The following is a 13,873-nucleotide window of genomic DNA, read 5'->3' on the forward strand; positions in this document are numbered from 1 at the left end:
ATGGCTGAATGGGCTACAGGTTTGACCCGGCCGTGAACACGCCGCGCTGCGGCAACCCTGTCCGAAAACGGCCAGCCTCGGCCGAAGCCAGGGCATAGACTGGCGCCATGCAGACGTTGACGCCCGATCGAATCCAATGCGACCGCGCCCGGTTGGCGCGCGATGCGCGCTTCGACGGGCTGTTTTTCACTGCGGTGCGCAGCACCGGCATTTACTGCCGGCCAGTGTGTCCGGCGCCGGCACCCAAGCCAGGCAATGTCAGTTACTACCCGAGCGCAGCGGCGGCCAGTGCGGCGGGCTACCGGCCGTGTCTGCGCTGTCGTCCGGAGCTGTCGCCGCAGGCGCAGCAGCATCTGGGCGAAGAAAGCGTGCAGCGTGCGCTGGCGATGATTGCCGAAGGCGTGCTGCAGGAGCAGCCGGTGCAGACGCTGGCCGATGCGGTGGGGGTGAGTGCGCGGCAGCTGCAACGGCAGTTCGTGCAGCAGCTTGGCGCCACCCCGATCCAGGTGCACGGCACGCGCCGGCTGCTGTTGGCAAAGCAGTTGCTTACCGAAACCGCCTTGCCGGTTACCGAGGTCGCACTCGCTGCCGGCTTCAACAGCCTGCGGCGTTTCAACGCGGCCTTTCTGCAAGGCTGCGGCATGCCGCCGTCGGCGCTACGCAAGCAGCGCAGCGAAGTACCAGGCGGCCAATTGCGTCTGCGTCTGGGGTATCGCCCGCCGCTGGATTGGGCCGCGATGCTGGGCTTTTTGCAGCGCCGCGCGATTCCGGGGATCGAGCAGGTCGATGCCAGCGGCTACCGGCGCGTGATCGGCACGCCTGGAAACGCCAGCTTGATCGAGGTCGTCGCCGCGCAGCAGCGGGCGGAACTGCTGCTGCGCATCGATGCCACCGACCCGCGTCAGATTCCGCAGATCGTGCGTCGCGTGCGTCGTGTGTTCGATCTGGATGCGGACCTGCAGGCCGTCCATGCCACGCTTGAATCCGAACCGCTGTTGGCCGAGGCGATCCAGCGCCGTCCCGGCCTGCGCGTGCCGGGGGGCTGGGATGGCTTTGAAGTCGCCGTGCGCGCGGTGTTGGGCCAGCAGATCAGCGTGGCCGGTGCCGCAACGCTGGCGGCGCGGCTGGTCGACCGCCACGGCGGCCATCATGTCGACATGCCGCCCGGTCTGGACCGCAGTTTTCCCACGCCCGAACAACTGGCAGACGCGCCACTGGAACAGCTCGGGCTGCCACGCGCACGCGCGGCCACGTTGCGCGCACTGGCATTGGCCTGCGCACAAGGCCGGCTGCATTTCGGCGCCGGCCAGCGCCTGTCGGACTTCGTCGCCGCCTGCACCGCGCTGCCCGGGATCGGCCCGTGGACTGCGCATTACATCGCGATGCGCGCGCTCTCGCATCCGGATGCGTTTCCGGCCGGCGACCTGATCCTGCAGCAGGTTCTCGGCGCGCCGGAACGTTTGAGCGAACGGGCCACCGAGGCACGTTCGCAGGCATGGCGCCCATGGCGCGCCTATGCCGTGTTGCACCTGTGGCATCTCGCCGTCGATCGCAAGGACACCCGCCCATGAACACGCTGTACTACGACACCTTTCCCTCGCCGATCGGCGCGCTCACCGTGGCCGCCGATTCCACCGCCGTGCACCATATCCTGTTCGCACAGAACCGCTACGACGCGCCTGGACGTGCGCGCTGGACGCATGCCCCCGATACCGCACTGGTGCGCGAAGCGCGCGAGCAGCTGCTGGATTATCTGCATGGCGGGCGACGCAGTTTTGACCTGCCGCTGGCACCGGCCGGCACGCCATTTCAGCTGCAGGTCTGGCACACGTTGGCGCAAATTCCGTTCGGCCAGACCTGGAGTTACGCGCAGCTTGCGCAGGCGGTAGGTCGCCCCGCCGCCAGCCGCGCGGTGGGCGCTGCCAACGGCCGCAATCCGTTGCCGATCGTGCTGCCCTGCCACCGTGTGATCGGCGCCAATGGCACGTTGACCGGCTTCGGCGGCGGCCTGCCGACCAAGCAGGCGTTATTGCAACTGGAAGGCTGGTCGCCGCGCCAGATCGCGCGCGCCGACGATCTGTTCGGCGACCAGCGCGCAATCCAGGCACCCTGACTTCGCGAGGTCATCGCTGCGCCGTAAACTGGCGACATGATCGATAGACGTCTTGTAGTTGCCGCGATGGCCACCGCGCTGCTGGCGGCCTGCTCCACCCAGCACGGCGTGCGCAGCGCCTCGACGCAGCCCACCGCATCGTCGCCAGCATCGGCAGCCGCAATATCCGACGACACGCCGCACACCTTGCTGCTGATCTCCATCGACGGCCTGCGCGCAGACATGCTCGATCGCGACATCACGCCGACGCTGTCCCAACTTGCGCGCGATGGCGTGCGTGCGCGCTGGATGACGCCGTCGTATCCGTCGCTGACCTTTCCCAACCATTACACCTTGGTCACCGGTCTGCGCCCGGACCACCACGGCATCGTGCACAACAGCATGCGCGACCCCGCGTTGGGCAGCTTCTGGCTGAGCAAGCCGGAGGCGGTGGGCGACGCGCGTTGGTGGGGTGGCCAGCCGCTGTGGGTGGGCGCAGAACAGGCCGGCCTGCATGCGGCAACCTGGTCGTGGCCGGGCAGCGAGGCAGCCATCCAGGGCGTGCGCCCCACGCAATGGCGTCACTACGAAGAAGGCGTCGGCATGGACGCCCGTGTGGACGAAACGCTGGGCTGGCTCGCGCGCTCCGGTGCGCAGCGCAATCGTCTGGTTACGCTGTACTTCGAACACGTGGATGAAGCCGGCCACGATCACGGCCCGGAATCGCGCGAATACGCCGACAGCGTGCGTGCAGTCGATGCCGCCATCGGCCGGTTGCTGGCCGGCATGCAGCGCGACGGCACCCGTGCGCGCACCAACATCGTCGTGGTGTCCGACCACGGTATGGCCGAAGTGGCGCCAGGGCATGCGATCAGCGTGGAAGCCATCGCGCCGCCCGCGATTGCCACCGCGGTCACCGATGGCCAGGTGATCGGTTTCGATCCGCAGCCCGGGCAACAGGCCAGCGCCGAGGCCATGCTGCTCGGCACGCATGCGCAGTACGACTGCTGGCGTAAAACCGAACTACCGGCGCGCTGGCATTACGGCACGCATCCGCGCATTCCGCCGATCGTGTGCCAGATGCACGAAGGCTGGGACGCACTGTTCCCCGACAAGTTGGCCAAGCGCGCGCAACAAGGCATGCGCGGCTCGCATGGGTATGATCCTGCACTGCCGTCGATGCGTGCGGTGTTCGTGGCGCAAGGCCCGGATCTGGCGCAGGGCAAGACTTTGCCGGGGTTCGACAACGTCGATGTGTATGCCTTGATGACGCGCCTGCTCGGCATCACCGCAGCGCCCAACGACGGTAACCCGGCCACCCTGCTGCCGGCCTTGCGCGTGCCGCCGGACGCTGCGCACTGAGCACTGCGCACACCCGCGGCGGCGAGCGGATGCGACAATAGGGCGATGTCTGCTTCTGATCCCTCGCCGCGCCGCTTGCGGCCGCTGTTGTCCAGCGAAGGCTGGCGTCGTCGCGCTGCACTCTGGGGTGGCGCCATTGCGGTGGCCCTGGTCGCCATCGTGTTCGCCAAGGCCAGCGATGCCGCCTTCCAGTTGTTTCAACGCATCACCGCGCATTCGATCTGGTGGGCGCTGCTGCTGACGCCGGGCATCTTCGCCCTGCTCGCCTGGCTCACCTCCGGGGCGATGCGCCCCACCCGCGGCAGCGGTATCCCGCAGGTCATCGCCGCGCTGGAGCATCCGGACCCGGCGTTTCGCGACACCAATCTGTCGCTGCGTGTGTCGCTGGGCAAACTTGCGTTGACCACCCTGTCGCTGCTCGGCGGCGCATCGGTCGGACGCGAAGGCCCCACCGTGCATGTCGGCGCCAGCCTGATGCACGTGTTCGGGCGCTGGTTCGGCTTTCACGATCCGCGCGAGCTCTCGCATTTCCTGCTTGCCGGCGGCGCGGCCGGTATTGCCGCAGCCTTCAATACGCCGCTCGCCGGCGTGGTCTTTGCGATCGAGGAATTGAGCGGGCGCTTCGAGCACCGCTTTTCCGGCACCTTGCTCACTGCGGTGATCGTCGGCGGCGTGGTGTCGCTGGGGTTGCTGGGCAACTACACCTACTTCGGCAAAGTGGCGGTGGCCTTGCCGCTGGGCCAGGCATGGCTGGCGATCGCGCTGTGCGGCAGCGTGGCCGGGCTGCTTGGCGGGATCTTCGCGCGTCTGGTACTGGCCAGTGTCAGCGGTAAACCGCGCTGGCTGGGCGCACTGCGCCAGCGGCACCCGGTGCTGCTGGCCGCGTTATGCGGCGTGGCGCTGGTCGGGCTGGCGCTGGTGTTCGGGCAAGGCGCCTTCGGCACCGGTTACGAGCAGGCGCGCAGCCTGGTGCAGGGGCATGCCGTGGTCGGTCATGAGTTTGGGTTGATGAAGCTCATCGCCAACCTGGTCTCGTACCTGGCCGGCATCCCCGGCGGCCTGTTCTCGCCCGCCCTGGCGGTGGGTGCCGGCATCGGCCATAACCTGTCGGTGCTGATGCCGAGCGTGGACCCGCGTACTTTCGTGCTGCTGGGCATGTGCGCCTACCTGACCGGCGTCACGCAGGCACCGCTGACCTCGGCAGTGATTTCGCTGGAGCTCACCGACACCAGCCAGATGCTGCTGCCGATCCTGGCCACCGTGTTGATTGCACGCGCGGTGTCCGGGCTGGTGTGCAAGACGCCGATCTATCGCGGACTGGCCGAGCAGTTGCTGACGCCAGCGGCGAAGAACCCAGCGCCGGCTGCGGACACAGCGCACTAGGGACGCGGCGTTATCGATGCGCGCAGCGCTTTATCGGACTGCATCAAGAACGGCGCCGATTGATGACATGGCGCGAGCCATTGTTCGGATGCGTTGCGCGTCATCGCAACGGATGCCGACGCTGATGACGCGCTACCGCAGCCGCTGCTCAGACCCGCATCAGCACGGGCACGTTGGCAAGCATTCGATCAGCGTTTTCCGCTGACATCGGACATAAAAAAACGCGGCGCAAGCGCCGCGTTTTCAGATCGCAAAGCGGGCTGGGGTCAGCTGGCCTTGGCGACGGTCTTCTTGGCAACAGCCTTCTTGGCCGGCGCCTTGACCACGCCCTTCTTGGCAACCGGGGAAGCTGCACCCACGACAACCTTGCTCACCGCGTGCGAACGCGAATTGCCGTAGCTGGCGTTGTAGCGCTTGCCCTTGGCGGTCTTACGGTCACCCTTACCCATTTCGTCGACTCCTGAATGTGAATACAAATTCCCGTGCTGGCACGGGTTTGGCGAGGTTTGCACCGGCGGTGCCCTCGCGCAAGGCCGATAAGCCTATCACGTCGGCCCGGGGCCGCGCAGCCCGGACGGCCTGCAGGCCTGTGAGCCAGCCGGTCGTGAAGCGGATACACCATCGGCAGGCGCCTGGCTGTCACCTCCCGGCAGCGGCCCGGCAACAGCGTCAAAACGATCGTCCGCACCGCCGACTGCAACCATTGTGCAGTCGCGCGTCAGCGCGTATCAGTGCGCGCAGCTCGCGTCATGGACATGCGCATGCCCGTGATTCAGCCGCAGATTGACCAGATGGGCAATGCCGACCAAGGCGCCGCCCAGCGTCATCACCACTGCGTGTGGCACCACCGAATGGTGCAGCGGGTCGTACAGCAGACCCACCCAAAGCAGCGCCAGGCCAGGCAGCAGCAGCGCCAGCGCATGCAGCGCCTTGTGGCGGCGATACCCCAGGACCAGACTGAAAAGACCCAGCAAGGTCACGAACACCACGATCGCCAGTTCGACGCCGTCGCCCAGCCAGAACGACAACCCGAGCGACGGCGCCAGGGCCAGCACCAGCGGCAGCACCGCGCAGTGCACGGCGCACAGCAGCGACCCGGTCGCACCGAAGCGGTCTAGCAGATGGCGAAGTGTGGGCAGAGGCATGACTTCCAGCAGGTACTCGCGGCGACGTGGAATAATATAACATCTTCCTTGTTCCAGGCCCGCACCACTGCATCGCGCAGAGCGGGTCTTGCCGTCGGCGCAGCAGGCAAGCCGCGCCATCCTATTGATATATAGTAACAATTAGAGAGTCCGATCCACATGGCCCCCACGCTCATCCCCTCGCTGCGCCGCTCCGCTCTATCACTGGCACTGACCAGTTTGTTGACTCCTGCCCTGGCCATGGCCGAAGACGCACCGGACGGTGCCGACCCGCAGACGCCGCCGACGTCGGACACCCGGCATGACGCCACCCATTCCAGCGGCCGGCACATCAAGGACCTGGACAAGGTGGTGGTCACCGCCAGCCCGCTGCGCGATGCGGCCGGCGAGCTGAGCCGCCCGGTCGAGGTGCTGGCCGGCGAGCGTCTGGATGAGGTGCGCAGTTCGAGCCTGGGCGAGACCGTGGCCAGCCTGCCGGGCGTGCAGAGCTCCAACTTCGGCCCAGGCGTCGGCCGGCCGATCATCCGCGGCCTGGACGGCCCGCGCGTGGCGGTGCTGCGCGATGGCCTGTCCACACAGGACGTCTCCACCGTCAGCCAGGACCATTCGCCGGCCATCGAGCCGTTTCTGGCCAACCAGATCGAAGTGTTGAAAGGCCCGTCCACGCTGCTGTACGGCTCCGGCGCGATCGGCGGCGTGGTCAACGTGGTCGATGGCCGCATTGCCGAAACCCCGGTGGACGGCTTCAGCGGCCGCGCCGAAGTACGCTTCGATGGCGGCGACAAGGACGGCAACACCGACATGTTCCGCGTCGATGCCGGCAACGGCAGCGGCCTGTCGATCCACGCCGATGGCGTGTACCGCAACCAGAACGATTACGACACCCCGCAAGGCCGCCAGCGCAATAGCTGGATCGACTCCAAGGTGGGCTCGATCGGCGCCTCGCTCTCCGGCGATTGGGGCTTTGTCGGCCTGTCGGCCTCGCGCTTCCGCGACAACTATGGCAACCCCGGTGAGCCGGGCGACCCGTCCCTCGGCGAGCGTGGCGTGTCGTTGAAGCTGCAGCAGGACCGCTACGACCTCAAGGGCGGGTTGACCGATCCGTGGGGCGAAGGCAGCGCGCTGCGTTACAGCTTCGGCCATACCGACTACGCGCACACCGAGTTCGAAGGCACCGAAGTCGGCACCGTGTTCACCAAGCGCGCCAACGAAGGCCGCGTGGAAGCCTCGTTCACCTTTGGTGGCGGCTGGCAGACCGCGTTCGGCCTGCAAGGCAGCGATACCACCTTCCAGGCAGTGGGCGAAGAATCCTTCGTCCCCAAGACCGATACCCGTTCGCTCGGCGCATTCGCCGTGGCGCGCAACAGCTGGGAGCGTGTCACCGCTGAAGTCGGTGCGCGCGTGGACAAGGTCAAGTACCAGACCGACATCGGCGTGGACCGCGATTTCACCCCGACCAGCTTCTCGGCCAGCGGCGGTTTCCGCTTCAACGAGCAGTGGCGCCTGACCGCCAACCTGGATCACGCCGAGCGCGCACCGGCCGAAGAAGAACTGTTCGCCAACGGCCCGCATATCGCCACGCTCGCTTTCGAGATCGGCGATGCGAATCTGAAGACCGAAAAGGCCAACCAGGCCGAGCTGGGGCTCAACTTCCAGAACGAATGGGTGGATGCCAAGGTGGCGGCGTACTACAACCGCTACAACGACTTCGTCTACATCGTCGACACCGGCAATCAGTGGTTCAACGCAGAAGACAACGACTTCCTGCCGATCCGCCAGTGGACGCAGGCCGATGCGATCTTCCACGGCTTCGAAGGCGAAGCGACGTTCCACCTGGCCAACAACGACACCGGCGCGTGGGACCTGCGCGTGTTCGGCGATACCGTGCGTGCACGCCTGAAGGACGGCGACAATCTGCCGCGCATCGCGCCGGGCCGCTTCGGTGCGCAGATGCGCTGGAATGCCGACGCATGGCGCGCCTCGATTGGCGCCACCCGCACCATGAAGCAGGACAAGGTGGCGGTGAACGAAACCCCGACCGATGGCTACACCTTCGTGGATGCGCATCTGGCGTATCACGTGGACCGCGGCAGCAATGCGTGGGAAGTGTTTCTGGACGGCAACAACCTGACCAATCAGGACGCACGCGTGCACACCTCCTTCCTCAAGGACGATGTGATGTTGCCTGGCCGCAGCGCCTCGTTCGGCGTGCGGATGTTCTTCTGACAGCGGTCTCTCTCCCCCGCTGAGTAGAAGCGAGGCCGCCTTCGGGCGGCCTTTTTTGTGTGGGGTTGTCGATAGGTTGCCGATCGGATTGCCGCGCTTGGGATGTAGTGCTTGTCGCAACCCGAATCGCACGGACGGACCGGCACAGGACAACGCCGACGCGTTGTGCAGCCTTCACTGCAAGCGGTAGTCCCTGTGTAACAGCGCTGGCTGTTTCGCAACACAGGTGGCTCTTGTCCGCGGAGCTTGATGCGGCAGGTCACGCTCTACTGCGCGATAACCCATGCGTGGTCGCGCCCGGGTGCGCTCCTACGTGGTTGGTTGGGGGACTACGACATTGTGGAAAAGCGCCGTTGTTTGGGAAGCTGCAGCACGGCTGGCCACTTGTAGATAAGTGCATATACACGCAATATGCGCGCATCCTGCGGAGCGCGTTCATGTCCAGCACTTCCAACTGCACCTGCTTTCATTTGCGCCGGGCGGCGCGTCGGATGTCGCAGCTGTACGACCATGCGCTGGCACCGGTGGGGCTGAGCCTCAACGCGTATTCGATCCTGCGCCGGCTCGATACGGCGCAGTCGCTGGGCACACTGGCACAGGCCTTGGGCATGGACCGCACCACCCTCACCCGCAACCTCAAACCCTTGCTTGCCGCTGGATGGATCACCACTCAGCGCGGCGAGGATGCACGGCAAACGTGGCTGATCCTGAGCCGCAGCGGCCGTGGGTTGCTGCGGCGCGCACAACCGCACTGGCTCGCCGCACAGCAGCGCATCGAGACGCTGTTCGGTGCAGCGCCCACCGCGCAGCTGCATGCCACGCTGGACCGCCTGGACGCCGTGCTGGATACCGCCGCATGAGCGCGTCGGCGACCGCGCGCGCCAGTGCGCAATGGGGCCTGCTGCTCACCGCCTCGGCGATGCTGATGCTGACCATGGGCGCGCGCCAGACCACCGGGCTGTTCGTCGAGCCGATCCATCGGCAGACCGGTATTGGTATCGCCTCGATCAGCTTCGCACTGGCGATCGGGCAATTGGTCTGGGGCGCGGTGCAACCGGTGTTCGGTGCAATTGCCGATCAGCGCGGGCCGCTGCCGGTGCTGCTGTTCGGCGGCGTGTTGCTGTCGTTGGGATTGGCGCTGACGCCATGGCTGGCCAGCGAATGGGGCTTGATCGTGTCGCTGGGCGTGTTGGCGGCAGCCGGTGCCGGCGCTGGCAGTTTTTCAGTCTTGATCGGCGCCACCGCGAGCCGCATCGCACCGGAACGGCGTTCGTTTGCGGCCGGATTGATCAATGCCGGCGGCTCGCTGGGCCAGTTCGTCTTCGCCCCGTTGGTGCAGGTGATGATCGGCGCGGCCGGCTGGGCCAAGGCGATGCTCGGCCTGGCGTTGGTGTCGCTACTGACCTTGCCGCTGGCCTGGCCGCTACGCCGCGTGCCATCCGCAGCGGGCAGCGCATCTGTGCGTGCCGCCGATGACATCGGCCTGCGCGCGCAACTGCGGCTGGCGGTACGCGACCGCAGTTATTGGTGCCTGCATCTGGGCTTTTTCACCTGCGGGGTGCATATCGCCTTCCTGGTCACGCATCTGCCCGGCGAGGTGGCGCTGTGCGGGTTGCCGGCCAGCGTGTCGGCAGTGTCGATCGCGTTGATCGGCCTGTTCAATGTGGCCGGCAGTCTGGTCGCCGGCAAGCTGGGCGAACGCGTGCGCATGAAGTGGTTGCTATGCGCGATGTATGCCAGCCGCGCGGTGCTGATCGGCGTGTACCTGCTCGCACCGCCCACACCGCTGACGTTCTATCTGTTCGCTGCGGCGCTAGGCTTCACCTGGCTGGCAACGGTGCCACCGACTGCGGGATTGATCGGCAAGCTGTTCGGCCCGCGCTATATGGGCACACTGTTCGGCCTGACCTTGCTCTCGCACCAGCTCGGCGGTTTCTTCGGCGCCTGGCTGGGCGGAGTGGTGCTGGAACACAGCGGCGACTACAGCTGGATGTGGTACGGCGACATGGTGCTTGCGGTTGCGGCCGCGCTGATCAACCTGCCGATTCGCGAAGCGGCGCCGCTGCGCACTGTTGCCGCGACATAAGACGCGCGTAGAACAACGCAATCATCTTCGCCACGCTGCGCGCAGCAGCGCTCGCACGTGGTTGCCACTGCATGCGTTCGAGTCAACATGCGCGCCAAGAGAGCCGCTACCAAAACGTAGCGAGCCGTCGTCAGTTTGGTGCAGCGACGCGGAGGAATCCGGATGTATGCGTGGCACACGCCGCAGCGAGCATCAGCTGCGTCCGCCTGGCAGCTGCACACCCGTTTCCCGAGCTGCCCTAGAGCCGCTCGATCCATGCGTACGCTCGCGCATCACGCACACGTCGATCGCTGCATGCGTTGACGCGGCGCACAACAGCTTTTATGCGCGACTCCGTTAGAACAGCAACACGCGCCGTGCAGGCTTGTTGCACCATCGATGCATTCCTGTGCGGCAAGTCACTTTTTCAGGCAGCACGCCGTCCACTGCGACGGGATCTGCCGGTTGCTGCGACAGAAGGAAATCATCATGACTTCATCCATGCCCCGCTACGCGTTATCGCTGACCATCGCCACCTTGCTTGCGCCGATGGCGCACGCGCAGACCGCACCGCGAGAGACAACCAAGCAGGACGCCACCACGTTGGACGCGGTGATCGTCAGCGGTACCGCGCGCTTCAAGGGATTGGCCAAGCGCGATGCCAGCTTTTCGATCACCACCGCCAGCCCCGAACAGATCCAGCAAGCGGTGCCGCAGAGCACTGCCGACCTGTTGAAGATCGTACCGGGCGTGTGGGCCGAACCCAGCGGCGGCGGCACCGGTGCCAACATCTTCGTGCGTGGTATGCCTTCCGAAGGCGACGCGCCGTTTGTGACCATGCAGTTGGATGGCTCACCGCTGTTTCCACCGCCGACCCTGTCGTTTCTGGAGAATTCCACGCTGTTCCGCGTCGACGACACCGTCGAGCGCATGGAAGTGCTGCGTGGTGGCTCCAGCCCGATCTTTTCCAACGGCCAGCCCGGGCTGACAGTCAACTTCATCCAGAAAAAAGGCCAGGACGAGCCGGAGGGCAGCGTGCGCCTGACCGGAGGCAACAATGATTTGCGCCGCATCGATGTGTTCAACAGCGGGCCGATGGGCAATGGCTGGTACTACAGCGTGGGCGGCTTCTTTCGCGAAACCGATGGCGTGCGCGACCCGCAGTTTTCTGCCGACAAGGGCGGCCAGTTCAGCGCCACCTTGAGCAAGCGTTGGGACAGTGGTGAGCTGTCGTTCTACGCGCGGCATACCGACGACAACAACGCCTTCTACACCGCCATTCCGCTGCTGTCGCGCAATAACGGCAACGACCTGTCCAGCTTCCCCGGCTTGAATGCGCAGACCGGCACTTTGCTCGGTCGCGATTTCCGCAACGTGGACCTGCTGGTCGGGCCGAACGGTGAGACCGTGCAACGTGATCTGGCCGATGGGCGCGGCGTCAACATCGATGTATTCGGCGGCGAACTGAATTGGGAAATCGGCGACTGGACCATTGCCGACCGCTTCAACGTGATGAGCGGCAGCGCGCCCACCTATGCATTGTTCACCGGCGATGCGCCGCTGCGACTGATCGATTTCATTGCCGGCTACGGCAGCAGCGGTAGCGCGACCTATACCAATGGCGGCGGCGCAGTGGACCCGAATCAACAGGTGCTCGAAGCCGGCTGGTGGTCGGTGGACAAGCGCCTGAATTCCTTTACCAACGATCTGCGCTTGAGCCGTGAGCTGTTTGCCGGCAATACCTTGACCGTGGGCGCGTACTACGCCAAGTATTCCTCGGCCGATACCTGGTACCTGGGCAACACCATGTTGCTCACCGCACAGAACAACGCACGGCGCATCGACGTGGCATTGGACGATGGACGCCAGGCCACGCGTCAGGGCTTTACCAGCACCGCGTTCTTGAATCTGCGCGCCAACTACGACGGTGAAAACATCGCCGCCTTCGTGGCTGACGAGTGGGAACTCAACGACCGGCTGCGCCTGGACCTGGGCGCACGCTACGAGCGCCAGAGCGTGACCGGCAATGTGCACGACACCAGCACGGTGGACCTGGATGGCAACCCCGCCACCTTGTACGACAACGCCACCTCGCTGGCCTTGGCGACCACACGTCGCATCGATCAGGACGACGAGGCGTTCTCGTGGACGGCCGGCTTGAACTTCAAACTCAATGACAGCAACAGCCTGTTCGCACGCGTCAACTCGGGTGTGAAGTTTCCGGGCTTCGATAACCTGCGCGATGGTCAGAACCGCGTCCAGGAAGTGGACCAGTACGAGCTTGGCCTCAAGTCCGGTGCCAGCGCCTACGATCTGTATCTCACCGCGTTCTACAACACGTTCAAGAATTCGCCGTTCCAGGCATTCCTGGCCAATGGCGATAACTTCACCGCCGTTGGTGATTCGCGCGCGCGCGGCCTGGAGGTAGAAGGCGCGATCCGCCCGTTCGGCGGCTTCGAGCTGGCCGGCACCGGGGTATGGCTGGATGCGAAATACCGCAACTATCGCGAGTTCACCGGCAACCAGGTGATGCGCCAACCCAAGCGGCAGTTCCGGCTCACACCGAGTTATTACTGGATGCTGCCGTTCGGCGATCTGAAGGTATTTGCCACGTATTCCTACATCGGCGATCGCTTTGCCGATCTGGCCAACAGCCAACGCCTGCCCTCCTACGACATGGTCGATATCGGCGCCAATCTGCATGTGGGCGAGCATTGGGAAGTGACCGCCAGCGGCAGCAACGTCACCGATACGCTGGGGCTCACCGAAGGCAACGTGCGCGTGCCGGGTGCGGCGACCGGCGGTGTGTTCATGGGCCGGCCGATTGCCGGGCGGCAGTACCAGATGTCGGTGGCGTATCGCTGGTAGCTGACAGGTTCAAGACATCGCGGCATCAAGGCGTCGATCCCGGGCCACGCGCGGGATCGACGCCTTTTCTATGGCGACAGCCCATGCTGTCACCGGGCCGGCACGTCCCTACGCTGCATTGAACGATGCGGGTGACATGGATGTCGGCCCAGGCGCCGTTGGCCGCGCGCCCTCATAAAGCATCTCAGTCCTGAATCGTATGGCATCGCATCACTGCGACAGATGCGCATGAACGTCGCAATCTGCGCAGTGCGCCGACCCGGATGCGAAGCGGACCCACGCATCGTGATGCGTTGTGCCTATGGGCACGCAATACATTTCACACTATTGCGGCCAATTCCGCGGCCGAAAACTTCGCTTTGCGCGCGTGAATACGCATGCCTGGCATAAATTGCGCAACCAGTCACGCGACTGTCTTCTGGCGCTCAGCTTGCGAGCGCGGAGTGGGCCATCTTTAATCGAATCGCTGCCACTGCATTCGCATTGCCAGCGTCGGCTGCGCGGACGCGCACAGGGGAGCCGACTGATGACCCGGTCGCATCCATCCAGCGTTTCGGATCGATGCGTTTCACTGGCTCTTTCGGGATACATGGACATGGACCCTGTTGCTGCTTCTTCGCGTTGTTCTCCTGTACGTCTCATCCGATCCCACCTGACCCTGACTGCGTGCTGGCAATGCCAAGCGCATCTGTTCGGCGCTGCCTGATCGGTTTTGCTCGCCGCGGCCGCTGC

At 65.3% G+C, this 13,873-nt stretch carries 10 protein-coding genes and 1 other RNA gene; 8 read left to right on the plus strand and 3 right to left on the minus strand.

Annotated features, from left to right (window positions below):
* The first annotated feature begins 107 nt into the window (after positions 1–107).
* From ACZZ0O_RS20245 to ACZZ0O_RS20260, 4 genes are read left to right on the plus strand one after another with little or no spacing between them, the layout of a single operon-like run.
* Positions 108–1,571, plus strand: coding sequence for an AlkA N-terminal domain-containing protein (locus ACZZ0O_RS20245; protein ID WP_463591680.1), 1,464 nt, complete (start codon positions 108–110; stop codon positions 1,569–1,571).
* The gene (locus ACZZ0O_RS20250) at positions 1,568–2,113 is read left to right on the plus strand and encodes a methylated-DNA--[protein]-cysteine S-methyltransferase (RefSeq protein WP_115513415.1); all 546 of its coding nucleotides are present in this window, start codon (positions 1,568–1,570) and stop codon (positions 2,111–2,113) included. Before ACZZ0O_RS20245 ends, ACZZ0O_RS20250 begins: the two co-directional genes overlap by 4 nt.
* 36 nt (positions 2,114–2,149) lie before the next feature.
* Positions 2,150–3,454 (plus strand): alkaline phosphatase family protein, encoded by a 1,305-nt coding sequence (locus ACZZ0O_RS20255; protein ID WP_463591681.1) that lies wholly within the window; start codon positions 2,150–2,152, stop codon positions 3,452–3,454.
* A gap of 45 nt (positions 3,455–3,499) precedes the next feature.
* Positions 3,500–4,837 (plus strand): chloride channel protein, encoded by a 1,338-nt coding sequence (locus ACZZ0O_RS20260; RefSeq protein WP_463591682.1) that lies wholly within the window; start codon positions 3,500–3,502, stop codon positions 4,835–4,837.
* A gap of 266 nt (positions 4,838–5,103) precedes the next feature.
* Here the strand turns inward: ACZZ0O_RS20260 and ACZZ0O_RS20265 are convergent, their stop codons facing one another.
* Both ACZZ0O_RS20265 and ACZZ0O_RS20270 read right to left on the minus strand, forming a co-directional pair.
* Entirely contained in the window at positions 5,104–5,286 is a 183-nt protein-coding gene (locus ACZZ0O_RS20265) for a 30S ribosomal protein THX (RefSeq protein ID WP_055849858.1), read from the minus strand.
* A 279-nt stretch (positions 5,287–5,565) separates the two neighbouring features.
* Positions 5,566–5,982 (minus strand): MerC domain-containing protein, encoded by a 417-nt coding sequence (locus tag ACZZ0O_RS20270; RefSeq protein ID WP_055849856.1) that lies wholly within the window; start codon positions 5,980–5,982, stop codon positions 5,566–5,568.
* A gap of 159 nt (positions 5,983–6,141) precedes the next feature.
* On the opposite strand from ACZZ0O_RS20270, the gene ACZZ0O_RS20275 reads away from it, so the two are divergent.
* From ACZZ0O_RS20275 to ACZZ0O_RS20285, 3 genes are all read left to right on the plus strand, one after another.
* Positions 6,142–8,208, plus strand: coding sequence for a TonB-dependent receptor (locus ACZZ0O_RS20275; RefSeq protein WP_463591683.1), 2,067 nt, complete (start codon positions 6,142–6,144; stop codon positions 8,206–8,208).
* Positions 8,209–8,645: 437 nt separating this feature from the next.
* The gene (locus ACZZ0O_RS20280) at positions 8,646–9,068 is read left to right on the plus strand and encodes a MarR family winged helix-turn-helix transcriptional regulator (protein ID WP_115528483.1); all 423 of its coding nucleotides are present in this window, start codon (positions 8,646–8,648) and stop codon (positions 9,066–9,068) included.
* A complete protein-coding gene (locus ACZZ0O_RS20285) occupies positions 9,065–10,294 on the plus strand; it encodes an MFS transporter (RefSeq protein WP_323515697.1) in 1,230 nt (409 codons plus the stop codon). Before ACZZ0O_RS20280 ends, ACZZ0O_RS20285 begins: the two co-directional genes overlap by 4 nt.
* A gap of 104 nt (positions 10,295–10,398) precedes the next feature.
* Here the strand turns inward: ACZZ0O_RS20285 and ACZZ0O_RS20290 are convergent.
* Positions 10,399–10,473: non-coding RNA, sX9 sRNA (locus ACZZ0O_RS20290), on the minus strand.
* Between the two features lie 289 nt (positions 10,474–10,762).
* On the opposite strand from ACZZ0O_RS20290, the gene ACZZ0O_RS20295 reads away from it, so the two are divergent.
* A complete protein-coding gene (locus ACZZ0O_RS20295; protein WP_463591684.1) occupies positions 10,763–13,141 on the plus strand; it encodes a TonB-dependent receptor in 2,379 nt (792 codons plus the stop codon).
* Positions 13,142–13,873: the final 732 nt, after the last annotated feature.

The sequence above is a fragment of the Xanthomonas sp. AC360 genome (assembly GCF_979258225.1).